The organism is Klebsiella sp. C239, assembly GCF_048822715.1.
GTDB lineage: Bacteria > Pseudomonadota > Gammaproteobacteria > Enterobacterales > Enterobacteriaceae > Klebsiella > Klebsiella quasipneumoniae.
Genome location: NZ_JBMEZK010000002.1, coordinates 77,944 through 103,430, shown reverse-complemented (window position 1 = coordinate 103,430; position 25,487 = coordinate 77,944). Strand labels below are relative to the sequence as shown.

General features: G+C 59.4%; 25 protein-coding genes and 1 pseudogene. 11 read left to right on the top strand and 15 right to left on the bottom strand.

Annotated features, from left to right (window positions below; all coding sequences use genetic code 11):
* Positions 1-173 precede the first annotated feature (173 nt).
* A complete protein-coding gene (locus ACOI6Z_RS05615) occupies positions 174-605 on the bottom strand; it encodes a carboxymuconolactone decarboxylase family protein (RefSeq protein WP_023290749.1) in 432 nt (143 codons plus the stop codon).
* Positions 606-693: 88 nt separating this feature from the next.
* On the opposite strand from ACOI6Z_RS05615, the gene ACOI6Z_RS05610 reads away from it, so the two are divergent.
* Positions 694-2,064, top strand: a complete 1,371-nt coding sequence (locus ACOI6Z_RS05610; protein ID WP_044524460.1) for a PLP-dependent aminotransferase family protein — start codon at positions 694-696, stop codon at positions 2,062-2,064.
* 119 nt (positions 2,065-2,183) lie between these two features.
* On the opposite strand, the gene ACOI6Z_RS05605 is transcribed toward ACOI6Z_RS05610, so the two are convergent.
* The gene (locus ACOI6Z_RS05605) at positions 2,184-2,531 is read right to left on the bottom strand and encodes a DUF883 family protein (protein WP_032432206.1); all 348 of its coding nucleotides are present in this window, start codon (positions 2,529-2,531) and stop codon (positions 2,184-2,186) included.
* A 149-nt stretch (positions 2,532-2,680) separates the two neighbouring features.
* Here ACOI6Z_RS05605 and ACOI6Z_RS05600 point away from each other — a divergent pair, with 149 nt between their 5' ends.
* Entirely contained in the window at positions 2,681-3,043 is a 363-nt protein-coding gene (locus ACOI6Z_RS05600) for a DUF2002 family protein (RefSeq protein ID WP_002914291.1), read from the top strand.
* A gap of 78 nt (positions 3,044-3,121) precedes the next feature.
* Here the strand turns inward: ACOI6Z_RS05600 and alaE are convergent, their stop codons facing one another.
* Positions 3,122-3,571 carry an L-alanine exporter AlaE gene (gene alaE / locus ACOI6Z_RS05595; protein WP_004205719.1) on the bottom strand — a complete coding sequence of 150 codons (450 nt, stop codon included), beginning with the start codon at positions 3,569-3,571 and terminating at the stop codon, positions 3,122-3,124.
* A 729-nt stretch (positions 3,572-4,300) separates the two neighbouring features.
* On the opposite strand from alaE, the gene stpA reads away from it, so the two are divergent.
* On the top strand, positions 4,301-4,702 hold the full coding sequence (stpA, locus tag ACOI6Z_RS05590; protein WP_023290746.1) for a DNA-binding protein StpA: 402 nt from the start codon (positions 4,301-4,303) through the stop codon (positions 4,700-4,702).
* Between the two features lie 75 nt (positions 4,703-4,777).
* Here the strand turns inward: stpA and ACOI6Z_RS05585 are convergent, their stop codons facing one another.
* Positions 4,778-4,957, bottom strand: a complete 180-nt coding sequence (locus ACOI6Z_RS05585) for a hypothetical protein (RefSeq protein WP_023290745.1) — start codon at positions 4,955-4,957, stop codon at positions 4,778-4,780.
* A gap of 204 nt (positions 4,958-5,161) precedes the next feature.
* Between ACOI6Z_RS05585 and lpxO the strand changes: the two genes are divergently transcribed.
* Entirely contained in the window at positions 5,162-6,064 is a 903-nt protein-coding gene (gene lpxO / locus ACOI6Z_RS05580) for a lipid A hydroxylase LpxO (protein WP_065812313.1), read from the top strand.
* On the opposite strand, the pseudogene ACOI6Z_RS05575 reads toward lpxO, so the two are convergent.
* The 3 genes and pseudogenes from ACOI6Z_RS05575 to ACOI6Z_RS05565 form a co-directional block, all read right to left on the bottom strand.
* A pseudogene (locus ACOI6Z_RS05575) lies at positions 6,045-6,591 on the bottom strand (rhodanese family protein). The gene lpxO and the pseudogene ACOI6Z_RS05575 sit on opposite strands and share 20 nt — an antisense overlap.
* A 7-nt stretch (positions 6,592-6,598) precedes the next feature.
* Positions 6,599-6,898, bottom strand: a complete 300-nt coding sequence (locus ACOI6Z_RS05570; RefSeq protein WP_002914277.1) for an ArsR/SmtB family transcription factor — start codon at positions 6,896-6,898, stop codon at positions 6,599-6,601.
* A 76-nt stretch (positions 6,899-6,974) separates the two neighbouring features.
* Complete coding sequence (locus tag ACOI6Z_RS05565; protein WP_420687054.1) at positions 6,975-7,580, bottom strand: FMN-dependent NADH-azoreductase; 606 nt, start codon at positions 7,578-7,580, stop codon at positions 6,975-6,977.
* A 103-nt stretch (positions 7,581-7,683) separates the two neighbouring features.
* Here ACOI6Z_RS05565 and ACOI6Z_RS05560 point away from each other — a divergent pair, with 103 nt between their 5' ends.
* Entirely contained in the window at positions 7,684-8,580 is an 897-nt protein-coding gene (locus tag ACOI6Z_RS05560) for a LysR substrate-binding domain-containing protein (RefSeq protein ID WP_065812311.1), read from the top strand.
* Between the two features lie 32 nt (positions 8,581-8,612).
* Here ACOI6Z_RS05560 and ACOI6Z_RS05555 read toward each other — a convergent pair whose 3' ends face one another.
* Positions 8,613-10,400, bottom strand: coding sequence for a sigma-54-dependent Fis family transcriptional regulator (locus tag ACOI6Z_RS05555; protein WP_065812310.1), 1,788 nt, complete (start codon positions 10,398-10,400; stop codon positions 8,613-8,615).
* A 263-nt stretch (positions 10,401-10,663) separates the two neighbouring features.
* Here ACOI6Z_RS05555 and ACOI6Z_RS05550 point away from each other — a divergent pair, with 263 nt between their 5' ends.
* The 5 genes from ACOI6Z_RS05550 to ACOI6Z_RS05530 all read left to right on the top strand — a co-directional run bounded on the left by ACOI6Z_RS05550 (position 10,664) and on the right by ACOI6Z_RS05530 (position 18,016).
* The gene (locus tag ACOI6Z_RS05550) at positions 10,664-12,184 is read left to right on the top strand and encodes an aldehyde dehydrogenase family protein (protein ID WP_032453792.1); all 1,521 of its coding nucleotides are present in this window, start codon (positions 10,664-10,666) and stop codon (positions 12,182-12,184) included.
* A gap of 699 nt (positions 12,185-12,883) precedes the next feature.
* Complete coding sequence (locus ACOI6Z_RS05545; protein WP_048334308.1) at positions 12,884-13,465, top strand: fimbrial protein; 582 nt, start codon at positions 12,884-12,886, stop codon at positions 13,463-13,465.
* Between the two features lie 194 nt (positions 13,466-13,659).
* Positions 13,660-14,322 (top strand): molecular chaperone, encoded by a 663-nt coding sequence (locus tag ACOI6Z_RS05540; protein WP_032418427.1) that lies wholly within the window; start codon positions 13,660-13,662, stop codon positions 14,320-14,322.
* Between the two features lie 36 nt (positions 14,323-14,358).
* Positions 14,359-16,914: a fimbria/pilus outer membrane usher protein gene (locus ACOI6Z_RS05535; protein WP_064155080.1), complete on the top strand. Its 2,556-nt coding sequence runs from the start codon at positions 14,359-14,361 to the stop codon at positions 16,912-16,914.
* A 7-nt stretch (positions 16,915-16,921) separates the two neighbouring features.
* Positions 16,922-18,016, top strand: a complete 1,095-nt coding sequence (locus ACOI6Z_RS05530) for a fimbrial protein (RefSeq protein ID WP_065812309.1) — start codon at positions 16,922-16,924, stop codon at positions 18,014-18,016.
* On the opposite strand, the gene ACOI6Z_RS05525 is transcribed toward ACOI6Z_RS05530, so the two are convergent.
* The gene (locus ACOI6Z_RS05525; RefSeq protein WP_023290734.1) at positions 18,013-18,702 is read right to left on the bottom strand and encodes a molecular chaperone; all 690 of its coding nucleotides are present in this window, start codon (positions 18,700-18,702) and stop codon (positions 18,013-18,015) included. The two genes, ACOI6Z_RS05530 and ACOI6Z_RS05525, sit on opposite strands and share 4 nt — an antisense overlap.
* 36 nt (positions 18,703-18,738) lie before the next feature.
* Positions 18,739-19,290, bottom strand: a complete 552-nt coding sequence (locus tag ACOI6Z_RS05520; protein ID WP_023290733.1) for a fimbrial protein — start codon at positions 19,288-19,290, stop codon at positions 18,739-18,741.
* Between the two features lie 555 nt (positions 19,291-19,845).
* Here ACOI6Z_RS05520 and ACOI6Z_RS05515 point away from each other — a divergent pair.
* Positions 19,846-20,607 (top strand): transporter substrate-binding domain-containing protein, encoded by a 762-nt coding sequence (locus ACOI6Z_RS05515; RefSeq protein ID WP_065812308.1) that lies wholly within the window; start codon positions 19,846-19,848, stop codon positions 20,605-20,607.
* Between the two features lie 54 nt (positions 20,608-20,661).
* On the opposite strand, the gene ACOI6Z_RS05510 is transcribed toward ACOI6Z_RS05515, so the two are convergent.
* The 5 genes from ACOI6Z_RS05510 to ACOI6Z_RS05490 form a co-directional block, all read right to left on the bottom strand.
* Positions 20,662-21,282 (bottom strand): hypothetical protein, encoded by a 621-nt coding sequence (locus ACOI6Z_RS05510; protein WP_023290731.1) that lies wholly within the window; start codon positions 21,280-21,282, stop codon positions 20,662-20,664.
* A gap of 156 nt (positions 21,283-21,438) precedes the next feature.
* Complete coding sequence (locus ACOI6Z_RS05505) at positions 21,439-22,233, bottom strand: SDR family NAD(P)-dependent oxidoreductase (protein ID WP_065812307.1); 795 nt, start codon at positions 22,231-22,233, stop codon at positions 21,439-21,441.
* 60 nt (positions 22,234-22,293) lie between these two features.
* The gene (locus ACOI6Z_RS05500; RefSeq protein WP_032453784.1) at positions 22,294-23,226 is read right to left on the bottom strand and encodes a 2-hydroxyacid dehydrogenase; all 933 of its coding nucleotides are present in this window, start codon (positions 23,224-23,226) and stop codon (positions 22,294-22,296) included.
* A gap of 5 nt (positions 23,227-23,231) precedes the next feature.
* Positions 23,232-23,960, bottom strand: a complete 729-nt coding sequence (locus tag ACOI6Z_RS05495; RefSeq protein ID WP_032453783.1) for a class II aldolase/adducin family protein — start codon at positions 23,958-23,960, stop codon at positions 23,232-23,234.
* The gene (locus tag ACOI6Z_RS05490) at positions 23,961-25,481 is read right to left on the bottom strand and encodes an amino acid ABC transporter permease/ATP-binding protein (RefSeq protein WP_023290727.1); all 1,521 of its coding nucleotides are present in this window, start codon (positions 25,479-25,481) and stop codon (positions 23,961-23,963) included.
* Positions 25,482-25,487 lie beyond the last annotated feature (6 nt).

The following is a 25,487-nucleotide window of genomic DNA, read 5'->3' as shown; positions in this document are numbered from 1 at the left end:
TCCATTTAAGATAACAACACGGCGCTAAACGTAGCGTCGAACGTTGTGGGCCATTCGATAAGGAAATACTAGATGTAGTTATTTAAAACTTCAACCACTCAATATATAGCGTTTTTAGCAAAGAATTCCCCCGCCGGGGTGGCCAGGCGGAGGAGGGGGAAGGCTGCGCGAAACTACAGACGCATGGCGACGGCGAGGCGGTTAAAGGCGTTCATCAGGCTGATGGCGAAGGTGAGATCGCTTATCTGACGTGGGGTAAAATGTTCGCGCAGCGGCAGGTAAACCTCATCTTCCGCATGGCTGGCGGCGATGTCGGTGACCGACTCGGCCCAGGCAAGCGCCGCGCGTTCGCCAGGGGTAAAATGGTCGCTCACCCGCCAGCCGGCCAGGGCATCCAGCTTGCTCTGCGCCATGCCGCCTTTGCGCAGCGCCTGGCTGTGCTTCTCAAGGCAGAAGGCGCAGCCGTTGATCTGCGACACGCGTAAATAGACCAGCTCCACCAGGGCGCTGCCCAGCTCGCTTTTCTCCAGCGCGAGGCTGGCCTGCACCAGCCCTTTATAGACTTCCGGGCTCAGTTCACTGAATGGCTGACGTAATTGGCTCATGGTGTTCTCCTCTCTAAGACGGCAGCCAAAATAGCACTATAATGGACTGCAAAAGATAGCCATATTGTGATGAAAAAAGCAGACCATAATGGAAGCCAGCCACCTCCCTCTCTATCAACGCATCGCCCGCCAGCTGAAATCCGCCATTGAACGTGGCGAACTGGCTCCGGGCAGCCGTCTGCCCGCCAGCCGGGTGTTTGCCCAGGAGCAGGGCGTCTCCCGGGCGACCATCGAAAACGCCTGGGGCGAACTGGTCGCCCAGGGCTGGCTCGAGCGACGCGGGCAGGCGGGAACCTTTGTCAGCGAGCGGCTCAGTCCGCGCCAGCTGGCGCCAGTGCCGCCAGCGCAACCTGCCGCGCCGGCGGAGCCGTTGCCGTTTCAGATGGGGCTCCCGGCGCTGGATCTCTTTCCGCGCGGGCTGTGGGCGCGGGTGATGGGGCGCCGGCTGCGGACGCAGTCGCGGTTCGATCTGGCGCCCGGCGATCCCGGCGGCGACCCGCTTCTGCGTCAGGCGATCGTCGACTATCTGCGCCTGTCGCGCAGTATCGACTGCCAGCCGGAGCAGGTCCTGATCGCCGGCAACTATGCCACCGCCATGAACCTGATCCTGCGTACCCTGGCGCAGCCGGGGCAGCATATGTGGATGGAGGATCCGGGATATCCCTTTATCCGCCCGGTGGTCGAGGCCGGGCAGCTGGTGGTGGATGCGATCCCGGTGGACGACGAAGGGATGGATATCGCCTGGGGCCAGCGCCATCACCCGCAGGCGCGGTTTGCCCTGCTCACCCCGGCGCATCAGAGTCCGCTGGGAGTGGCGCTCTCGCTGCCCCGGCGTCGCCAGCTGTTGGCATGGGCCGCGGAGCGTGACGCCTGGATCATTGAGGATGATTACGATAGCGAGTTTCGCTATCGCGGCAAACCGCTGCCGCCGCTGAAAAGCCTTGATGCGCCACAGCGGGTCATCTACGCGGGCACCTTCAGTAAGTCGATGTTTCCGGCGCTGCGCACCGCCTGGCTGGTGGTGCCGACCGCGCTGGCGGCGCGTTTTCACCAGACCGTGGAGCGCCAGCCCTGCACCGTTCCCACCCTGTGGCAGCAGACGCTGGCGGATTTTATCCAGCAGGGCCATTTCTGGCGTCATCTGAAAAAAATGCGCGCCAGCTACAGCCAGCGCAGGGAGTGGTTGGAGTCGGCTCTGCAGGCGCAGGGCTTTCAGGTCACGCCGCAGCAAGGGGGGATTCAGCTGGTCATGCCCGTCAGCGGCGACGATCGCCTGCTGGCCCAACGGGCGGTGGCGGCCGGGCTGGCGGTACAGGCGTTGAGCGACTGGCGGATGCGCCATACCGGCGAGGGGGGATTACTGATGAGTTTTACCAATATTCGCTCGCCGGCAATGGCTGGCGCGCTGGCCCGGCGGCTGAGGGAGGCGATCGGCGGCGTCACGCCCGCTGGCGCATAAAAAACCCCTGCGGCCAGAGGCGCGCAGGGGCTGACGCGTATTTGTTATCTTCATTGCTTTCCGTGAAGCAGGCGGGCTTCCGCGCGCTTATCGCGCGGCGGCAGCAAACGCTATAGCTATTATCGACGTAAATTGAGCAATACGCCAATAAATACCCCGACGGCGGCGGCGGCGCCCACGCTGTGCCACGGTTTATTGCGCACGTAGGTGTCGGCGCAGCCCAGCGCATCGCACGCTGCCTGGCGCGCATCCAGCGCCGCCTGCTGCACCCGGTTGTGGCCATTAAGGCGGGCGCGGGTCTCTTTTAACAGCGACTGCGCTTTGGCACGCGCCGCTTCCGCTTCCTCTTTCGCGTCACTGCCCCACGATTTCAGCACCTCTTCCAGCGTGTCCGCTAATTGGCTGACATCGTTATGAATATCTTCGGCGTTCTCGTCAAAATTGTTGCGGTTCACATGGTTAGCCATCGTTATCTCCCTTAATTCCATCGAGTGAGTAAGTGTAGGACAAGATTTTGAATTATGCTTACTGCTGTGGTTTCTGGAATATTCCGAAAGCACTGCCCTTAATGAATAAGGTAAGGTCAATGTGCGGTAAAAGATAACGAGGAATCAGTATGTATTTAAGACCCGATGAGGTGGCGCGTGTTCTTGAAAAAGCCGGCTTCACCATGGATGTTGTGACGCAAAAAGCGTACGGCTATCGCCGCGGCGATAATTATGTTTATGTGAACCGCGAAGCGCGCATGGGGCGAACAGCGTTAGTTATTCATCCAGCGTTAAAAGAGCGCAGCAATATGCTGGCTGAACCGGCTTCAGATATCAAAACCTGCGACCATTATGAACAGTTTCCGCTGTATTTAGCCGGGGATGCGCAGCAGCATTATGGTATTCCGCACGGCTTTAGCTCACGCATGGCGCTTGAGCGTTTTCTTAATGGACTGTTTGGCGAAGCCCAGCCGGCCATGTCGACGAATTAATTCGCTGGATAAAGACCCGGGAGAAGCTGGCTGGCGGGAGGAAGCGACTGGCAGAGCCAGTCGCTGTTAACGTGTCGGTCAGGCTTTTGCCTGCTGGTAGGGCGCCACGCGGAACAGGCGGCGGCAATAGTCGAGGAAGTAGCCGTAAGCGGCGCCCATCATCATTGAAACCGCCAGGTTCGAGCTCACCGCAGCGACAATCTGGTGCCAGTCCGCACCCACGCTCCACAGAATGGCGACATAAACCGGCGACTGAAAGGTCACGTAGGCCAGCACGTCGGCCATATTTTTCATCCAGCCGGCCGGAGTGATGCGCCGGGCCTGACGCATCGCGAAGTCGCGATAAATCCCGTAAGGGACAGCGATAATAATGTTGACCGGGATCGCCACCAGGCGCGACGATAACGACTGCTCAAACGTCATACCAGAGAGAAAAATTTCGATCATCATGTTGACGACGGTGCAGTAAACCACCATCGCAAAGGTGTCTGCAACCGCATGCCGCAAGCGGGAGTGCGCAGAGAACATCGGAGTGCTCCTCGAAAATGAAGTCAATAACGCCGAAAAATGCGCGTTGGTATAGCGTTTTTGGGCTGCCTGTTTTGATGTGCGTAGAGTATATCTCTGCATTAAAAGTGGCAACTAGCTATAAATTTTTATTTATTGCCTTTTTGTCGATAAAATACTCTGCGAAGGTCGGTTTTTTGCCCGTTACGCTACTTTTATTGCTGGTTTTATTAAATTCTTTTACTTTCAAATAGTTGTGTTATTTTGCGCCATGATATCTGACCAGGGGGTCGGTATCTGACCGCCCGCTGTGGCGCAAAATCGCGTTAGCCTGTGATGAGGGTCATGTTTAGATGTTTTTATGCCATTATGCCGGTTTTTGTGGTGAAAAATTCTAAAACGACATGTGGCGTTTTATTCTGAATGACTGAGTAACTATTCATTTGGCCGGGCGGAGAGGGCCTGCGCATTCACCGACGATAAGAGGATAACCCGCTGACCATAAAGGTAATATCGCCTTCTTGATATATTTCCCTATCTCACCATCCGGCGTTTTTATTTATTCAGGGTCTTATTGACCTGCGCTGGCGAAAAAGAAGCGGGGATTTCCCGATATAAGGTAGTTGGAAAAAGGTTTACTCTCTGCATAATATATTTATCTGGATAACCGAAGGCTGGAAATAAATAAACGTTTCTATTACACTTGCCGCGTTGTGTCTTTTAATTTGCTATTTGGAAATTTTTAATTTTATGTCTTCAATGTTACACAAACTGAATAATATCCGTTCACTGCGCGCGCTGTCCCGTGAATTCTCCATTGACGTGCTTGAAGAGATGCTGGAAAAGCTCAGGATCGTCACTGAAGAAATACGTACGCAACAGCAGCTGGCGGCGCAGCAGCAGGCGGAATATCAGGAAAAAGTGAATACCTGGCTTGAGCTGATGCGCGCCGACGGTATTTCTCCTGACGAGCTGGTGGCCGATATTCAGCCGCCGATGGCGGGCGGTAAAAAGCGCAAACCGCGCCCGGCGAAATATCGTTATACCGATCATACCGGCGCCGAGAAAACCTGGACCGGCCAGGGAAGAATGCCGAAGCCGATTGCCCAGGCGGTCGCCGAGGGGAAATCGCTGGACAGCTTTTTAATTTAAAACCGATGCGGCCAGCGCCGCGACGGCGGGGAGACCCACCGCCCGGCCTGGCCTTATGACCTGCAGCGAGGGGCTTCAGCAGACGCCGAAGTCCCCCTCTTCCTGATAGGACGTCACCTCGTCTGACTTCAGCGTATAGCGTTCTCCCTGCTCCTGCGCGGCCTGAACCACCACCAGATCCTCGCCCTGCACTTCGACCACTTTCAGTTTTGGCCCGCCCGCACGCGGTTGTACCAGATCGCCGACAGAAAACATCATTCACTCCTCACTGTTAATACCACGGATGAACCTAAACCATAGCTCAACGCCCGCGCACTGAACACCGGGTGTGCTCTTTTTTGTTAAAACAATTTGGAGGTATATGTATTAATGTTGTTAATGTTTTGCTGGCGCCATACCGCTGCTGACAAGGGGGACGGCGAGGGTAGGGTTACCATCAATCAGGTCAGGAAAGACACCATGAAGTATATCATTCTGTTGATCATTGTTATTGCTGTGCTGTATGTCCATTACCGCGGACGGGTGCGCTATCGTTTCTGGCGACAGCTCTCCGACCATTCCACATTTACCGCGCCGTTGAATGGATTTATGTATTTATTTTCCCGCGTGCCGAATACGCCTTATCTGCGCCCGGAGATGTTTCCCGAGCTGGCGATATTGCAACAAAACTGGCTGGTTATTCGCGAAGAAGGCATCCGCCTCCAGCAGCTGGAGCAGATTAAAGCGGCCGATAAATATAACGATGCCGGATTTAACTCATTTTTTAAAACCGGCTGGAAACGCTTTTATCTGAAATGGTATGAGGATGCCCATCCCTCCGCCAGCCAGCTTTGCCCACAAACTACCGCGCTGCTGCGGGATATTCCGTCGGTGAAAGCGGCCATGTTCGCCACCCTGCCGGACGGCAGCCGTCTGCCGCGCCATCGCGACCCCTACGCCGGTTCCCTGCGCTTTCATCTTGGCCTGGCGACGCCGAACGATGACCGCTGCTTTATCGAGGTGGATGGTCAGCGCTACAGCTGGCGCGACGGGGAAGGGGTGCTGTTTGACGAGACCTATATCCACTATGCGGAAAATACCAGCGGTGAGAATCGGCTGATTCTGTTCTGTGATATTGAACGGCCGATGCGCTACCGCTGGGCGCAGAAGGTCAACCACTGGCTGGGGCGCTATCTGATGAGCGCCGCCTCGGCGCCCAACGACGCCAGCGATCGCACTGGCGGAATTAACCGGGCGTTTCGCTATATCTACCAGATCCGCATTGTCGGCAAGCGGCTGAAAAAATGGAATAAGACGGTCTATTACGTCGTCAAATGGCTGCTTTTCGGCGGCATTGCCTGGCTTATCTGGAGTGCGTTTTAACTCCCCTGGCGCCGGTTCCACGGCATGATCGCCAGCAGGCGCGCCATGCCGCAAAAGCCGGTTATCCCGGCGAAAGTGAGCCCGGCGCCGACCGCGCCGCTGAGCAGGAAAAAGCCGCCGTTCACGGTATAGCCCAGCAGCACCCCCAGTAAAATCAGAGCGCCAGCGGCGATTTGCACCTGGCGCATCAGCGGCAGCGGTTGCGATTTATCTTCCTCAACCGGGAGCCCCGCGGCTTTCCATGCCTGAATCCCCCCCGCCAGCAGGCTGACCTGCGCCGGCGCGGCGGCGGCGGCCAGACGAATGGCGTTGTTCTGCGTCCGGGAGCCGGCCTGGCAGTGGAAGATCACGCGCTCGCCGGCCCGGGCGTTTAGGGTCGCGCCGCCGTTCAGGGTGGCGAGCGGCACCAGCTCGGCATCGGGAATATGTTCGCGCGCGTATTCATCCGCATCGCGGATATCTATCAGTCTGGCGCCCTGGGCAATCTGCACCCGGGCTTCGGCAGGGGTTAAGGTGGCGATGGTCATAGGATCCTCACGGGCAATAGAGCGTTTTCAGCGTGTTGATCACCTGCTGTACCGCAGGATGGGTGATGAAATAGTGGATGCGCTGAGCGTCGCGTTCGCTGTCGATCAGCCCCTCGTCACGCATCCGCGCGAGGTGCTGCGAGGTGGCGGAAGGGCTCAGGCCGGTAGCGCGGGCCAGTTCACCGGCGCTGGCCCGCGGCGCGTCGCATAGCATGCACAGGATCAGCAAGCGGTGAGGATTACTCATCGCTTTCATCAGCGCGGCGGCTTCGCCGGCGCGGGCCTGCAGGTCTTCGGGTGTGGTCATGTATTTTAGCTTTTTCTAAATTTAGATAACTCTAAAATAAAAAAGCCGCCAGCGCCAGCCCCTTTTTCCCCGCGACTCAGGCCGGAACGGCGAGATCGGCTATCTGCGCCCAGGCGCTGGCGATCCCGGCATCGCGACCGTGCGGGCGGTTATCCAGCCCTTCGGCATAGATAAATTCCACCTCATGGATCCCCATCAGCCCCAGCACCGCGCGCAGATAGGGGGTGACGGCGTCGGTGGTTTCTCCCTGGTGAACACCGCCGCGGCTGCTGACGACCACCGCCCGGACGCCCTCGACCAGCCCCTGCGGCCAGCGGTCGGTGTAGCGAAAGGTTTCCCGCGCCCGCGCCACGAGGTCGAACCATTTCTTCAGATCGGTCGGGACGTTGAGGTTATACATCGGGGCGCCGATCACCAGCAGGTCGCTGGCTTTTAACTCGGCGATAAACTGGTCGGAGAGCGCTACCGCCGCGCGGATGGCCGGCCGCGGATCCGCCGCCCCGCGCAGGGCGGCAAACAGCGCGCCATCCAGCGTCGGCAGCGCCATAGCGCTGAGATCGTGTTCGCGGATCCGATCGTGGCGGCCCGCCGCCCGGCGCGCCGCGAGAAATTCGTTAATCAGCTGATTGGTCAGGGAAGTTTCGCCATTAATGCTGGACTTTAATACCAGAACGTTAGCCATGATGAGTGCCTCAAGTGAAGGATAGAAGCAGAGACTAACACTGTCTTTTTTCTCTCTGGAGTGACATTATTTTCCTCTATTGTATCCCGTAAGGAACCAATCTGTGCGCGACGATCTGAACGCGATCCCGGTATTTGTCACTGTGGTCGAGAGCGGTAACTTTGCCAGCGCGGCGACGATCCTCCACGTGACGCGATCGGCGGTGGGAAAAACCATTGCCCGGCTGGAAGCGCGTCTCGGCGTGGCGTTATTCCAGCGCACCACCCGCAGGCAACTGCTGACGGAAGAGGGAGAGCAATTTTATCACCAGTGTCGGGAGGCGCTGGGACGCATTCGCGAGGCCGAAGAAGTGCTGCAGCGCGGCAAAGGCGAGGTGCAGGGACGGCTGCGGATTTCGCTGCCGGTGCTGTTTGGCCAGCGCTGCGTGGCGCCGCTGCTGTTCCGTCTGAGCCAGCGCTATCCATTGCTGAAGCTCGAGCTCCACTACAGCGACCGGCAGGTCAATCTGCTGGAAGAGGGGTTTGATCTCGCGGTGCGTATCGGGAGCCTGGCCGATACCGGGTCGCTACGGGCGCGGGCGCTGGGGGAGCATGGTATGGTGCTGTGCGCGGCGGCGGAGTACCTGCGCCACCAGCCGGCGCCGCAGACCATCGCCGGGCTGAGCGAGCACCGCACCCTCGGCTATCTGCATAACGGTCAGCTGCAAAAATGGCAACTTTACGACCCGCGGCAGGGCGAAGTGCGCTTCACCCCCGAGGCGTGGCTGGTGCAGGATGACTTTGCCGCCATCGCCGCGGCGGCGCAGCAGGGAATGGGCATCGCCTGGCTGCCGGACTGGCTGGTGGCGCAGGCGCTCGCCGACGGGACGCTGCAGCAGGTTCTGGCGCCCAGCGACCGTGTGCGTTTCGCCATCCACGCGGTGTGGCCGGAAGGGCCGTGGCTGCCGCAAAAAACGCGGGTGACGATCGATGCCCTGCGGGCGGGGCTGGGTCTGGCATAGCGTCCGCGGCCGGCGCGCTTTAGGCCATCGCCTCAGCGGCGTGGCCGTCCGGCACGGGCGGCGCGGCGGTATAGCGTGCTGCGGGCGATGCCCAGCATCTGCGCCGCCCGGCTGACGTTGCCGTTGACTCTGGCGAGGGTATCGACGATCAACTGCTCGTCATGGGCCTGTAACCCTCCGCGCGGCAGCGGCGCAGGCGCAGCGCGGTATGCGTCCGGCAGCGCATCGGGCGTTAATGTGTCGCCCTCATCGGCCAGAGCCAGCATCACCTTCAGGACGCTCTGCAACTGGCGCACGTTTCCCGGCCACGGCAGCTGGCTGAGGTGGGTCAGCAGCGCGGTGGACAGCGTCACCCGGCGCGAAGCGCCGCCCAGGTCGCGCCACAGGGTGGCGATAAAGGTTTCCAGCGCCGGCCACTCGCGTAGCGGAGGCAGCGCCAGGGCGTACTCCCGCAGGCGCCACAGCAGATCTTCGCGAAATTCGCCGGCGCTGACCCGCTGGGTCAGGTTGCGGTGTGTGGCGCAGATCAGGGCGAAGTTCACCGGCACGCTGCGGCTGGCGCCGAGCGGGGCGACCTCTTTCTCCTGCAGTACTCGCAGAAGGCGGGTCTGCAGCGCCAGCGGCATATCGCCGATCTCATCAAGAAACAGCACCCCGCCCTCGGCCTCGCGGATTTTGCCGATATAGCCGTTTTTGCTGGCGCCGGTAAACGCCCCTGGCTGGTAGCCGAAAAGCTCGGACTCGATCAGCGATTCCGGGATGGCGGCGCAGTTAATGGCCACGAATTTACCGCTGCGCCAGCGGCTGTGCTGGTGCAGCGTGCGGCTGACATACTCTTTGCCGCTGCCGGTTTCCCCCTCAATACAGAGCGCGATGCCGGCGTTAAGCAGCCGGAGCAGCTTTTCGCCTTCCCGCGGGCTGGTGAAGGGGAGCTGCATGGCCGGCGGGGCGCTCACCGCCACCCGGCGGCGGGTGGGCTCGCGCAGGCGATAGTGATAGCGGCCCTGCGGGGTGGTCAGGGGCAGGGGAACGCTGACCGCCGTTTGCGTCAGCGTCGGAAAAAGCGACGCAAAGGTGAGCTGGCCAAACTGCGCCGCGCTCAGGCCGAACTCGCGCATCGCCAGCCGGTTGCCGGCGGTAAGGACGTTGTCGGAAAAGACCAACAGCAGTTCCTCCACGCTGTCGAGTTTGTCCACCTGCCGGTGGAGGCTCATCAGCCACTGCTCAGGATGCAGGCTCTGCTTCACCCACAGATACTCAATCTGCTTTGCCGCCGCTTTCACCCAGCCAAAGGTGTGCTGGTGGGGAAAATCCGCCGGGCCGGAGATATCCAGCACGCCGGCGATGCTTCCGTCCGGCCGCTGGAGCGGCATCGCCGCGCAGTACAAATTCTGGTTGCGGGTGAGAAAGTGCTGACGCCCATCGATTTCGCAGCCGTCGTCAATCGCCAGCGCGGTGCCGATGGCGTTGGTCCCGCGTCCGCTTTCGCTCCACAGATTGCCCGGCGCCAGCGCGACGCGTTGAGCCTTCTGCATCGCCTGGGTATCGCCGACGGTATGGAGCACCAGACCGCCGGGGTCGGAGAGGATCACCACCGACTGCAGGTCCGCCACCTGGCGCGACAGGGCTTCCACCACCGGCTGCGCCAGCTGCTGCAGGCTGCGGTGGCTGGCGAGCCGGTCCGCCAGCTCGCCGGCGTCGAGGCGGGGAAAATCCTCGGTGGCGGGATCCAGGCCGTAGCGCTGGCAGCGAGACCATGAATCGCTCAGCAGGGGATTGGCGTTAACCTCTGGGGTGAGAAGAAAGGGATTGCCTGGCACAGGGCACCTCTGGGTCGATGTTGCTGTGTTGCAATATTGTAGCCATTTGGTTTATTTGGTGTTGCGATTTGCAACACATAAGTGGAAACCCGTGCGACAGTGGCTGACCATCTGCCCAGCCAGTGAATACAACCTGTTAATAAATAAACCTATTTAGAGAAAATGAAAAACTGGCATAACCCCTGCAAAGTGAGAAGCGTTCGGCGGCAAGTTTAAAAAATCAATATGCCGCTGCGTCTCAACCCTACAGAAGGAGATTTGCGATGCGTTATGCACACCCTGGCCAGCCCGGCGCCCTGGTTTCATTGAAATCCGCTTACGGCAACTTTATTGACGGTAAATTTGTCGAGCCGCTGAGCGGTGAATTCTTTATGAATACCTCCCCGGTAGACGGCAGCAACATTGCGCAGTTTCCCCGGTCGGATGCCAGAGACATTGACTTCGCCCTCGACGCCGCCCACCGTGCGGCGCCGGCGTGGGGCAAAACCTCAGTGCAACAGCGCTCCAGGCTGCTGCTGCAGGTCGCCGACCGTATTGAACAGCATCTGGAATATCTGGCGGTGGCGGAGAGCTGGGACAACGGCAAACCGATCCGCGAAACGCTGAATGCCGACCTGCCGCTGGCGGTGGATCACTTTCGCTACTTCGCCGGCTGCCTGCGCGCCCAGGAGGGAAGCACTGCCGAAATTGACGAAACCACGGTGGCCTACCATTTCCATGAACCGCTGGGGGTGGTCGGTCAGATTATCCCGTGGAACTTCCCGCTGCTGATGGCCGCGTGGAAGCTGGCCCCGGCCCTGGCGGCGGGGAACTGCGTGGTGCTCAAGCCGGCGGAACAGACGCCGCTGAGTATTACCCTGCTGCTGGAGCTGATCGGCGATCTGTTCCCGGCGGGGGTGCTGAACGTGGTGCAGGGCTTCGGCAAAGAGGCGGGCGAGGCGCTGGCCACCAGCAAGCGTATCGCCAAGCTGGCGTTTACCGGCTCCACGCCGGTCGGGCGACATATTCTCGCCTGTGCGGCGGAGAATATTATCCCCTGCACCGTCGAGCTGGGGGGCAAATCGCCCAATATTTACTTCGCCGACGTGATGGAGGGTGAAGAGGAGTTTATTGAGAAGGCGGTGGAGGGGCTGGTGCTCGGTTTCTTCAACCAGGGTGAGGTCTGTACTTGCCCGTCGCGGGCGCTGATCCATGAATCCATCTATGAGCCCTTTATGGCGCGGGTCATGGAGAAGGTGGCGCAGATCCGTCGCGGCGATCCGTTAGATACCGACACCATGATCGGCGCCCAGGCTTCCCGCCAGCAGTTCGACAAGATCCTCTCTTATATTCAGATTGCCCGGGAAGAGGGCGGACAAATCCTCACCGGCGGCGAGCGGGCGGCGATCGCGCCGGCGCTGGATAATGGTTTTTATATTCAGCCCACGCTGATTAAAGGTCGCAACGATATGCGCTCCTTCCAGGAGGAGATCTTTGGGCCGGTGATCGGGGTGACCACCTTTAAGGACGAAGCGGAAGCGCTGGCTATCGCCAATGAGACCCAGTTTGGCCTCGGCGCCGGGGTGTGGACGCGCGATACCAATCTCGCCTATCGCATGGGGCGCGGTATTCAGGCCGGTCGCGTATGGACCAACTGTTATCATGTCTACCCGGCTCATGCGGCGTTCGGCGGCTACAAACAGTCCGGCGTCGGGCGGGAAACGCACAAGATGGCGCTGGATGCCTATCAGCAAACCAAAAACCTGCTGGTGAGCTACGGCACCGCGCCGCTGGGCCTGTTCTGAAGTTCATCTCATTACTGATTGATCCTCAGTCCGCAATCCGTTCGGATTGCGGATTTTTTTTGCGTCAAAATAACCCGGTGAAAGGGAGCGGTTACGGTGGCGGATAACGGCAATACATTTGGGTTAATGAAGTAATAGCTTTCATTTGAAAATAAAAATACTTCCAGAACAAGAAATTACAGCGCGGATCAGGAGCGCTTTGCCCTAATTTGTGTAGAAATGATGAAGATTAATACCAAGAAAATTCCTAATTTTTTCGTGGCGCCGGGTTTGAGCACAATAAAACAAGACGCTTTTTTGAGCAATTACCTTTAAATTTGTTAATAAAATTGACGTGTTGTTGTTGAGAAGTATTTAATTTTCTTTTGTATAGATATGTAAATTAACATCGAAATGCCATTTCAAAAAATAACTTTATGGCGAGTATAGTCATTAACCTGTATGTAACATTTCATCAGGTTGCCTTTTTTTACATCGGGTAATATATTTATTTTGCACATCAAAATAACTCTTTTTCTTCTGCTTGTTATTCATGGCCATCTTTCGGAGAAATAAAGCGGAGTCAAAGGACGTGTGCCGATTATCCTGCGGAAGGAACGTAATGAACATTTACAGGGAGGAACGGACGAGCCGTTTCGCGATAGCCATGGGGCTATTGTCGATGACGGGAAAATATATTCGTTAACGATGAGATAAATAATGAAAACGCAACTTCGTATTATGGCAATTCTCATGGGAGCGTTGGTTTCTGGCGCTGCAATTTCTGTTACTACGCCAACCATTAACGTTAACCCAGGCTCCAAAGCGGGTACCCAGGGTACCGGCGGACAGGTTATCTTCAATGGATCAATCACCGACAGCTCCTGCAATATCGACAGCGCATCCACCAGCCAGACGGTGGATCTGGGCAAATGGGCCAGCACCTATTTTACCAGCACAGGTTTTGAAACCACCAAAACGCCTTTCCATATCAGTGTGAAAGATTGCCCCGCCAGCGTAAAAAATGTTGCAGTGCTGTTTGACGGCGCGCGCGATCAGTCGGATAACACGCTGCTGGCGACCACCGGCGGCGCCGCTGGCGTGGCGATCAAGCTGTATGAAGATGACAAGTCTACGGCGGTCAGCCTCGGCAAAGCGTCTCAAGCCAAAAATGTCGTTGCGGGCGCGACTGCCGGCACCGGCACTGCCGACCTCAAGTTTTTCGCCGACTATATCTCCACCGGTGCGGTGACGGCAGGCGATGCCAACGGTACGGCTAATTTCAATATGATTTATAACTAATCATATTGCGCGCTATTCAGAGTCAGTCCACTGCGTCCTGATTAATTGCAGATAGCTAAAGTGATAATTGTCATAAAGTCACGGACTATATTCGTGACGGTATAGTTGTTTTTGCTAATTATCCCGACGGGTACTGGCTCTGATATTCCCTGCTTTATTTTATTGTTTGTTCAACCTTTACCTGATGGTAAGTCATGATGAAGAAAATAATTGCCGTTGCGGCCTTTCTGCTGTGCTCCACGGCAGCGCAGGCCGGTATTGTCATGGGTGGAACCCGTGTGATTTATCAGGAAGGGAAGCGTGAAGCCGCTATTTCAGTCACTAATGCCGATACCCATACGCCCTATCTGGTGCAGTCGTGGGTGGAAAATTACGCGGAAAACGATAAGGCCAAGGTGCCCTTTATTGTTACGCCGCCCTTATTCCGTCTCGATCCGGAGCAAAATAACGTCCTGCGCATTAACTTTATTGGCGCCTCGCTGCCCAGCGACCGTGAATCGGTCTACTGGCTGAACGTCAAAAGTATCGCCCCGACGCCCAAGGGCGAGGTGAACAAGCTGCAGGTCAATATTAAGTCGAAATTCAAAATCTTTTATCGCCCCAACGGCCTGGCGGGCGACCCGGCTAAAGCCTGGCAGCAGCTGAAGTTTAGCCAGTCCGGCGGCCATCTGACGGTGGCAAACCCCACTCCCTATTTTGTCTCTTTTTACGCCGTCGAAGTGGGCGGGAAGGCCATCGACGAGCCTGGCATGGTGGCCCCCTTTGGCGAGAAAACGTGGCCGGTGAGCGGGCACGGCACCGTCAAATGGCGGGCGATTAACGACTACGGCGGCGTCAGCGATTACGCCCAGCAGTAATTCCCCTTTGTGATGAGCTTACCGGACGGCGCCAGCATGAAAAGAATAACAACAGCCAGGGTGCGCGAGTATGCCGCGTTGCCCGTCACCGCCGGACGGGCGCTGGCGCTGGCGACGCTGCCGACGATGATGTGCTGTCTCAGCCCGCTGAGCCGGGCGCTGGCCGACGACTATTTTGATCCGGCGGCGCTGGAGTTTGCCGACCCGCAGCAGCAAACCTCCGATCTGCACTACTTCGCCAAACCCGGCGGGCAGCAGCCGGGGACTTATCCTGTCACCGTGGTGGTTAACGACCAGGAGCTGGGCCAGGCCAATATCACCTTTGTTGACGATGGCGGGCAGCTGCAGCCGGTGCTGACGCCCGGGCAGCTGGCGGATTATGGGGTCAACGTCAGCGCGTTTCCGGCTTTTCAAACGCTGCATGAAGGTGAGACCTTCACCCGGATCGAGAAGTTTATTCCCGACGCCAGCAGCCGCTTCACCTTCGCTAACCAGCGCCTGACGCTGAGCATTCCCCAGGCGGCGATGAACGTGCAAAGCCGCGGCTATGTCGATCCCTCGCGCTGGGACGATGGCGTGCCGGCCGCGTTTGTCGATTACTATTTTTCCGGCGCGCAGATAAAGAATGCCGATGAAGGGGAGAGCAGCCGCTCAAACTATCTCAATTTACGCAGCGGCGTGAACCTGGGCGCCTGGCGGCTGCGCAATATCTCCTCAATGCAGTACGACCAGCAGCGCCGGCACTGGGATTCACAGAGCACCTGGCTGCAGCGCGACGTCCGCTCGCTGAAGAGTCTGCTGCGGATCGGCGATACTTACACCACCGGCGATGTGTTTGACAGCATCCCGTTTCGCGGCGTCCAGCTGATGTCTGACGATGAGATGCTCCCGGACAGCCAGCGCGGCTTTGCCCCTACCATCCGCGGCGTGGCGCACAGCAATGCCAAAGTGACCGTCTCCCAGCACGGGTATGTGATCTACGAAACCTTCGTGTCGCCGGGGGCGTTCGCCATCAGCGATCTTTATCCCACCTCGCAGAGCGGCGATCTGGAGGTGAAGGTGACCGAGAGCAATGGTTCGGTGCGCACCTTTACCCAGCCCTATTCCGCCGTGCCGTATATGCTGCGCGAAGGGCGCGGCAAATTCAGCCTCAGCGCCGGTCGCTACCACTCCGGGGCGGATTCGGTGCGCTCGCCGGAATTCCTGCAGGGCACCCTGTTCTATGGTCTGTCGGCGGGATTTACCCTCTACGGCGGCACGCAGCTGGCCCAGGATTATCAGTCGTGGGCGCTGGGCCTGGGCCGCGGCTTTGGCGAGTTCGGTTCGCTGGGAGGCGACGTCACCCAGGCCGTCACCCGTACGCCGTCGGGCAAGCGCTATGCGGGCCATTCGCTGCGCGCTCAGTATCAGAAAGATTTCGTCAGCTCGGGCACCACGTTCAGCCTCGCCAGCTATCGCTACTCCTCCAGCGGCTATTACGATTTTGCCGAAGCCAGCGCCCTCGAAAGCGCGCAGGGGCAGGTGGACAACCGGCGCCGCCGGGAGGAAGTGTCGGTGTCACAAAGCCTCGGCGGTCTGGGCAGTCTGGCGGTTTCCGCCTGGTCGCAGGAATACTGGCACCGGCAGAGTCGGGATGAGACGGTGCATCTTGGATTCTACAGCGCCTGGAAAGGGATCTCCTGGGGCGTGGGCTATTACTACACCCGCGCCAGCGGCCAGCAAAAAAATGACCGCTCCTGGTCTTTCAATATCAATATTCCGCTGGGCGGTCCGCTGTCCGACAGCGCGGTGAGCTACAACACCACCTCGGACAGCAATGGCTATACCTCGCAGCAGGTGTCGCTGTATGGCGCGGTACCGACGCGGCCGAATCTGTTCTACTCGGTTCAGCAGGGCTACGGCAACCAGGGACGGGGCACCAACAGCAGCGTCGCCCTGGACTACCACGGCGGCTTCGGCAACGCGCAGCTCGGCTATCGCCATGACGCCGCCAGTAATCAGCTGACCTGGGGAGGCGCCGGCTCGGTGGTCGCGCATCCGCACGGCGTGACCTTCGGTCAGACGGTGGGCGAGAGCTTCGCCATCGTCCGCGCGCCGGGGGCTGCCGGCGTGGCGGTGCAAAACGGCAACAATGTGCACACCGACTGGCGCGGCTATGCCGTGGTGCCGTCTCTGACCACCTACCGGAAAAATGTCATTACCCTCGACACGGAGTCGATGGCGGATGATACCGACGTCGACCAGCAGGGTCAGACGGTGATCCCCGGCGGCGGCGCGGTGGTGATGGCCAACTACCGGACCCGCATAGGCAACCGGGTGCTATTTACCCTGCGCAACGCGCAGGGGCCGTTACCCTTTGGCGCCAGCGCACGGTTGGTCGGGACGGAGGAGAGCGGCAATGCGCCGGGCGGCATGGTAGCCGACGGCGGTCAGGTGTACCTCAGCGGCGTGCCGCAGGAGGGAACCCTGGCGGTGAGCTGGGTCGTCAATAACCAGTCGCAGAGTTGCACGATGCATTTTCATCTTGCGGATAACCCACAGCAGAGTCTGAATACGGTGAAAACCGTCTCCGGGCTGTGCCAGTCACGCTGAGGCGGCTATGAAATCTGTTTTTCGTCTACTTCCTTTTCTCTTTTTGCTGGCGTTGAGCGGCTATCTTCCCGGCGCGCGGGCTGAAAACTGCCGCGCGAATATCGGCCAGACCACCGTCAATATTCCCAATATCAAGTATTTGCCCACGCTGCCGGTCAATACCCAGATGACCAGCGCGATGGCGGATAACGGCAGCGGGATCCCCTTTTCCTGCGACCTGCAGCTGCCGACGGCGAGCGCCAAACGCATTGTCTACAAACAGCTGAAAACCGGCGGCTCGCCGGTGGTGATTAACGGACAGCACGTCTACCCCAGCGCCATCGACGGCATCGGCTACTCGCTTAGCTTCCAGTGCGCCGGCGGCCCGATGCGCGCTATCGACGGCAGCCACTCCGCTGGCGGCGAGTCGGTGGTGGTCTGCGACAGCACGATGCTCCCGGCGCTCATGACGCAGCAGCAGACGACGGTCAGGATCGCGCTAACCTTCTATAAGACCGGTACGGTACAGCTGGCGGACGGGACGCATACCAACTCGTCGCCGCTGCCGCAGGTAGGGGAGGTGACCATTGAACAGCAGGCCAACGGAAACGCCGGCTTTGTCGCCAGCGCGCCGGTCAGCATTGATATCGCCGCCCTGAACGTGGACATTGGCAGCAGCGGCAGCTGCCAGGTGGCGACCTCAACGATCCAGGTCAGTCTGGGCACGGTAAACCGGGCGGAGTTTCACGGTAAAGGGAGCACCGGCGGCCAGGCGAAGCGCTTTTCGATCCCGGTGTTCTGTCCGTCGCCGACCGATGTGCGCATCGGCTTTTTCGGCGTCAGCGTGGAGAGTGATACCCTGGCGCTAAGCAAGGCCAGCAACAGCGCCAGCGGCGTCGGCGTGAAGCTGACCTACGGCAATAACCCCGGCGCGGCAGTGTCCGATGGCACCAGCGTTAAAATCAATGAGGCCAGCAACTTGCCGATCCTGAAAAGGGTAACCGGCAGTAACGCCGGCACGGCTGAGGCCATTAATTTTAACGCCCAGTATGTGCAAACTGACGCCACGGTGACGGCGGGCACAGCCGACAGCATGGTGACCTTCGCCCTCGAGTATAACTAGCGTGGGGCCGGAGCATAGGCCGCCTGAAGGGGGATCGCCACCACCGCGCCGTCATCGTCGATATAGTTCAGCTTGTACAGGCGAGCGCTGTCGGTCGTTGACACGGTATAGCTGCTGTACGGCCGGAGCATCACGTTTCTCATCGGCGAAATGTGGCCTTTATTATCGATCAGCGCCCCGTTGACCAGGGTGATATGCAGTGGGCCTGAGTTAGTTAAGCGCAGGTTATTGCCGCTCTGCTGCCACTGCAGCTTTCGCACCTCTCTGGCGAGGGTGGTGGCGATGGCGGGAGGACGATAAAAGAGCTTCAGGCGGGTGCGGACGATAAACTGCAGCGTATGGTTACCGTCTGACGGCGGCGGATTCTCCTGAATATTGACCCAGTACAGGCTTTCCCGATCGGCGGGGAGCCCGCCGCCGAGATAGATAAAGCGCAGCTGGGCGGTTTGCTGGGGTGATAAATAGACCAGCGGCGGGGTCGCCACCATCGGCAGGCCGACGCGCGACCTGTTGAGCCCGGCGTCCAGCCAGATCTGCACTTTATAAGGTGTGCGGCTGCGGTTATGAATGTTCAGGGTGGCGGCTTTGTCTTTTCCTGAGTAGACCACCCGCGTGGCATCGATGGTGATCCCGGCGCAGGCCTGAAAGGTCATGGCGCTCAACAGCACAGCCAGCTGTATTTTCATCTTCGCTCCCTTTACGTCTCATCCCTGACCGGGAAGCTATTCCTGCATAATGGTAAACCGGGCCGTTGCGTTGCCGTCGCCGGGGAGTACGTGGGCTTTATCCCAGGTGTAATAGAAGGCTTTCAGACTGAAGGTGCCGGAGCCGCCGTCCACCGGGATCTCGATGCGGGGATCGTGCTGTGGATCGAGGTGTGCATCGAGGCCGATTGGCGTCCCCGTACGGTCGGTGAGCAGAATACCCACGCTGCCGGCCGGCTTACCGCTATCGTTGAGGGCCAGCACATGATTTTCAGGCGTGGCGGTGGGAGAGGGGCCATCCACCACAATGTAGTAGGTGCCTTTCTCGCAATCTTTGACGCGAATATCGACGCCGACCGCTGGCCCGGTACCCGACTGGCTGTTTTTCAGTCTCGACAGCGGAATATCGCCCATGCTGATGTCGATGACCCCGTTATTGCCCGCCCCTTCGAGTTTGCAGGCGCCGTTCACGACCCTGCCGATGAAATTTAGCGTGCCGTCGGCCGCGTAAACCGGGCCGGCGGCCAGTCCGACGAAGAGCATCGCCAGACCCAGGGTGGTTATTTTCATGTTCATTCCTCCTGTCGTGCCGGTAAACCTGGCGCCAGGGTCATTATTTTGCGGGTCAGATACGGCACAAAATGACTTTAATCGGGCATGTTTTTTATTAATTCATTTATTTGGCAAATATATTGTCGCCTGGAATTAATATATGCTTGTTATTTATTACCTGCGTTTTCCGGGATAGTAATGTGGAGGAATGCTGGAGTAAATAAGACGGTAGTTATCGGTGTCTGAACGCGAAATATCGTGCATTTAAATAAATTATTAATTTATTCAATTGGTTGCTTCTCTCTTGCTGCTGTTTTTTGTGCTTAATTCGGCACGGTTTCAGTCTGGAAAATACGATCGCTGGCGTAAAGCTACGCCCGGCGGATGAGAAATCATTCACCGGGCGATAGCCCTGTTTCGTTTTCAGATTTGCGATCGGCAACCCGATCGTCGGGTTGTATGTCCCGATGTTTAAAAATAGGATGAATTCCCTGTTACGCGCTGCGGATGGTGTTGACTGAGAAGCGGACGGCCACCCCGGCGCGAAAACCCGATAACAATAAGGATGGCGAGATGAAACTGACGGTGGGGCTGGCGCTGACGCTGGCGATAATGACCTGCGGCGCCCAGGCGCGCGATATGCAAACCATCGAGCACAGCGGTGAACTGAAGGTCGGCGTGCCGGGCGACTACGCCCCGCTGGCGTTTCGCAATGCCGCCGGCGAGCTGCAGGGCTATGACGTGGACATGGCCCGCGATCTCGGGCGCACGCTGGGGCTGAAGGTGAGCTTCGTCTACACCAGCTGGCCGGCGCTCGCCGCCGATCTGCAGGCGGACAAGTTTGATATTGCGATGGGCGGCGTGACGCAGACCCCGGCGCGGGCGAAGGAGTTCGCCCTCAGCCACCCGGTGGTGGCGAACGGTAAAATCGCCTTAGCCAACTGTCAGGCCGCCCCCCGACTTGGATCGCTGGCGAAGATAGACCGTCCGGAGGTGAAGGTGGTCGTCAACCCTGGCGGCACCAACCAGAGCTTTGTCGATGAGCATATTAAGCAGGCGCAGATCATTCGCGTGAAGAACAACGTCGATAACCTGGAGGCGCTGCGGCAGAAAACGGCCGATATGATGGTGACCGATCTGATCGAAGGCGACTATTACCAGAGCAAAGAGCCCGGCGTGTTCTGCGTCGCCAACGAGACGCCGTTCGCCGGCACCGCCAGCGACAAGGTGTATATGATGAGTAAAGATAATCCGGCGCTGCTGGAGAAAGTGAACCAGTGGCTGGATAGCCAGGATAAAGAGGTTCTCAAACGGAAGTGGAAAATTCGCGGTTAAGCGCTGAGGGCCCCACCGCCGACGGGCGCGTCCGGCGGTGGTTGTCGGCCGCGGTCAGCGCTGCGGCGACAGCGTCTGTCGCGCCAGGTCGCGGAAGTAGCAGGCGTAGCCGAGGGTGGCGGTCAGGCACAGCATATAGCCAAACGACTCGCTGCCTTCCTCCACCGTATTTTTCACCACCCGAGCGTAGTTCTCATCCAGCACGGCGTACCACAGGCCGTGCATACCGAACAGCCGCGAGAAGACCAGAATCGCCAGCAGGCCGCTGATCATCATCCCGTAATACGGGGTGCGGGTATAATCCGCCAGCTGCGACAGGGTCTGGCGCAAATGGCGCAGCGGCATCAGCAGGGACCCTGCGGTAGCCAGCAGGGCAAACCACACCCAGCTGCCATGGGAGAGTAAATCAAACAGGCCATCCAGTTCGCGGATCAGCATGGCGAGGAAGAAGCCACCGATGAGGATATTGCTATAGCGCAGGTGGGCATATTTGCGCGCCAGCAGAAGATGAACCAGCACGATGACGGCCAGCACGCTCTCCTGAACCACTTCGGTGAGCGACACCTCCGGGATGTCGTTGCCAAATACCCGAATATCCACCCACAGGCAGAGTACCGCGATGGCGGCCGCGACCGCCGCGCCGAGAAAGAAAAGCAAGCTTCGTAACAGAGACATTAACACCACAACTTATATTTAAAACAAATATCATAAGTTTTGGGAATACATGTTCCTGTTCACTTTGTGCGACTTTGCGGCTGTTTTTTAACGTTTTGCGCTTTTTAGCGCCGGGAAAGACGACAGGGGAGGGGGACTCCCCTGAATGAGAGGACGTCAGAGAATATCATCCACCACGCCGCCGTCAACGCGCAGCGCGGCGCCGGAGGTGGCCGACGCCTGCGGCGAGCAGACGTATACCACCATATTGGCGACCTCTTCCACCGAGGCCGCCCGCTGGATCACCGAACTCGGACGATGGGTCATGACAAACGCTTTCGCCAGTTCCTCCAGCGACTGGCCGGTTTTCGCCACTTCGTCTTTCAGCATTTCGGCAAAGCCGTCGGAAATCGTCGGCCCCGGCAGAACGCTGTTAACGGTCACTCCGCTGCCGGCGACATATTTCGCCAGGCCGCGGGCCAGCGACAGCTGGGCGGTCTTGGTGACGCCATAGTGGATCATATCCGCCGGGATATTGCGCGCCGATTCCGAGGAGATAAACACCACCCGCCCCCAGCCTTTACTGACCATCGCCGGCAGCAGCCCCCGCGACAGGCGCACGCCGGACATGACGTTGGTCTGCCAGTAGTTTTCCCAGGTCGCGTCATCGGTGGCGTAAAAATCCTGCGGGCCGTAGATCCCGGCGTTATTGACCAGAATATCGACGCCGGTCACGGCCTGCAGCAGCTGTGCCGCGCCGTCGGCGCCGCTGAGGTCGGCGACGGCGCGGCGCGCTTTCGCCCCCGGCACCTCATTTTGCAACCGGGCGATCGCGGCGTTCACACTCTGCTCGCTGCGCCCGTTAAGGATGATCTCTGCGCCGCTCTCCGCCAGGCCTTTGGCGATAGCAAAGCCGATACCCGCCGTGGAGGCGGTGACCAGCGCGACTTTCCCCGATAAATCAATCTTCATGTTCCTGCCTTCTGGTTGTGGATCTCCCATTAAGCGTAGCAGCGGCGGTATCGGTGGGGATCAGTAACCGGCGTGCTTATTGACCAGGTTTTTGAGCGGCAGCCCGCGACGCTGGCGCTGAATGTTCTCCAGCAGCTGGCGGGCGATCACCTCGGCGGGGGCCGCAGAGGCCATATGCGGGGTGATCACCACCTGCGGATGGCGCCACAGCGGATCGTCCGCCGGCAATGGCTCCTGCGGGAAGACGTCGAGCACCGCTCCGGCGAGCTGGCCGCTCTCCAGCGCCGCCAGCACATCCTCATTGACCATATGCTCTCCACGCCCGCAGTTGATTAACACCGCCCCGGCGGGAAGCCGGCTGAAGAGCGGCGCGGCGAGAATACCCCGGGTCTGCGCGGTGAGCGGCAGGAGGTTAATCAGCCCGTCAAGCGACCCGAGGAAGCTGTCGAGCGCCTCCTCGCCGCGGTAGCAGGTGACGCCAGCCAGCTGCTTCTCACTGCGCGACCAGCCGGAGACCCGATAGCCAAGGCGGGCCAGCTGGTCGGCGATATAGCCGCCAATTTCGCCGAGTCCCATAATGCCGATATGGAAGTCGGCGGCGGCGCGCTGGGGATAGAGCTTCCAGGTTTGGGTCCGCTGGTGGGCCAGCGCCCGGTCAAAATAACGCTGGAACCACAGCACGCCCCACAGGGCATATTCGAACATGCCGTGACGAAAGTCCTCATCGATCACCCGGCACAGCGGGATATCGCTGGCGAACAGCGCGGGCGGCAGATGATCGACCCCGGCGGACGCGGCCTGGATCAGCTTCAGCCCTGGCGAGCGGGTCAACAGCTGCGGGTTCGGGAACCAGCAGCTGGCGTACTGCGCGTCGCGCGCCGCCTGGTGATGGGGCAGGAGCGCGGTGACGTCGGGAAACTGCTGCAGGGCGGCGCAGATATCGCGGGCGAAATCCGCGTCGTTACAATCCACCACGATAGTGATATCGGACATAGGCGTTAGTCTTTGTAAGAAGTATCGAGACGGTCAAGACGGCGCAACCACGCCTGCCAGACCTGTTGACGTTCATGCTCCACGCCCATCAGCTGCTCGCAGGCGTGCTGGCTGAGGTGCGGGGCGATGGTGTGGATCGGGCTGAGGGCCGCCAGCTGGGCGGCGGCCATCTGGATCTCGCAGGCACGATTGAGGTAGAACATGATGTAAAAGGCGTCAGCCACGGTACGGCCCACCGACAGCAGGCCGTGGCTCTGCAGGATCATGGCGATATTATTCCCCAGCGAGCGCTGAATGCGCGCCCGTTCGTCGAGGTCAAAGGCCACCCCTTCATAGGGGTGGTAGCCGACGCGCTGGTAAAACTCGGTGCTGATCTGGTTGAGCTGCAGCAGGCCGTCCTCGCAGGCGGCCACCGCCATCCCCGGCAGGGTGTGGGTGTGGATCACGCAGTGGGCGTCTTCCCGGGCCATATGCACCGCGCTGTGGATGGTGAAGCCCGCCGAGTTAGCCGGCGCCTCGCCCTCTACGACCTTGCCCTGCATATCCACCACGATCAGATTGCTGGCGGTGACCTCATCAAACATCATGCCGAAGGGATTAATTAAAAAGCGCGGCTCGCCGTCGCCGGGCAGGCGCACGGAGAAGTGGGTGTAGAGGGTATCCTCCCAGCCGAACAGCGCCGCCAGACGGTAGGCGGCGGCCAGCTGCTGGCGCAGGTGTTGCTCAGTTGCCATTTAGTGCACTCCCATAAATTCACGGATTCGTTGCAGAGAAGGGGCCTCCAGCGGGCTGCGGATCACCTGCGGGGCGATGTCGGCCTGCACCACGCCGTTCTCCATCAGCACCACGCGGTCGGAAATCGACAGGGCGAAGTCCATCTCGTGGGTGACAATCAGCATGGTCATACCTTCGCGGGCCAGCGACTGAATAACCTTCAGCACCTCGCCCACCAGCTCGGGATCCAGCGCCGAGGTCGGTTCGTCAAACAGCATGATGTCCGGCTTCAGCGCCAGCGCCCGGGCGATCGCCACGCGCTGCTGCTGGCCGCCGGAGAGCTGTCCGGGGTACTTGTGGGCATGGGCCAGCAGACCGACGCGGTCGAGCAGCGCCAGGGCCTGCTCGCGGGCGACCGGCTGATCCAGCAGCTGGTGGTAGCGCGGGGCCAGCATCACGTTGTCGAGCACCGTGCGGTGGGGGAACAGGTTGAAGCTCTGGAAGACCATGCCGATGCGCCGCACCCCGGCGCGCATCTGGCGCTTATCGACGATGGCTCCGCCTTTCAGATAGTCCTCGCCGTAGAGAATGATCTCCCCGCCATCAATGCTTTCGAGGGCGTTGATGGTGCGGATCAGGGTTGTTTTGCCGGAGCCGGACGGGCCGATGATGCTGATCACCTCCCCGTTATCTACCTGCAGGTCGATGCCTTTCAGCACCTCATGCTGGCCCCAGGATTTGCGGATGCCCCGCAGATCCAGCGCCGGCGGCGCGCCGTTGACGGCCGGGGTGTTGATCGCTTCCGTCATCGCCGGCAGGCTCTGGCGCAGCGCCTGGCATTCCGCCTCGCTGAGCGTTTGCGGACGCTTGCGCTGAATATCGAGGCTATTCTCCAGCGCCCGGAACAGCCAGGTGAAGACGGTAACCACCATGACGTAGTACACCGCCACCGCCAGCAGCGTCTCCATCACGAGGAAATTTTGCGCATACAAGCGCTGGCCGGTGAGCAGCAGCTCGGGTAAGGAGACTACCGATAAAATCGAGCTCAGCTTAATGATGGTGATGTATTCATTGATCAGCGTCGGCAACGAGATGCGAAACGCCTGAGGAATAACAATCAGCCGCTGGATGCCGATAAAGCTGAAGCTCAGCGCATGGCCCGCCTCGCTTTGCCCTTTGGCCACCGACAACAGCCCGCCGCGATGGATCTCCGCCATATAGGCCGCTTCGGTGACGGTCATCGACACCAGCCCGGCGATAAACGGCACCCCGAGCAGCGGCTGGGTCAGCGGAAACAGCTGCGGCAGGTTGTAGACAAACACCAGCAGCACCATCAGCGGCACGCTGCGGAAAAACCAGATATAGAGTTCGACGGGGATCTTGATCCAGCGCGGCGCCGAGAGCTTCGCGCAGGCTAGCAGAAAACCGACCACCAGGCCGATCCCCCAGGACAAGGTGCTGATCACGATAACCGTCACGCACGCCTGCCAGAATGCCCCAATGCTAAATAATGAAAAAAAGTATCCCCAATCGAACGCCATACTGAC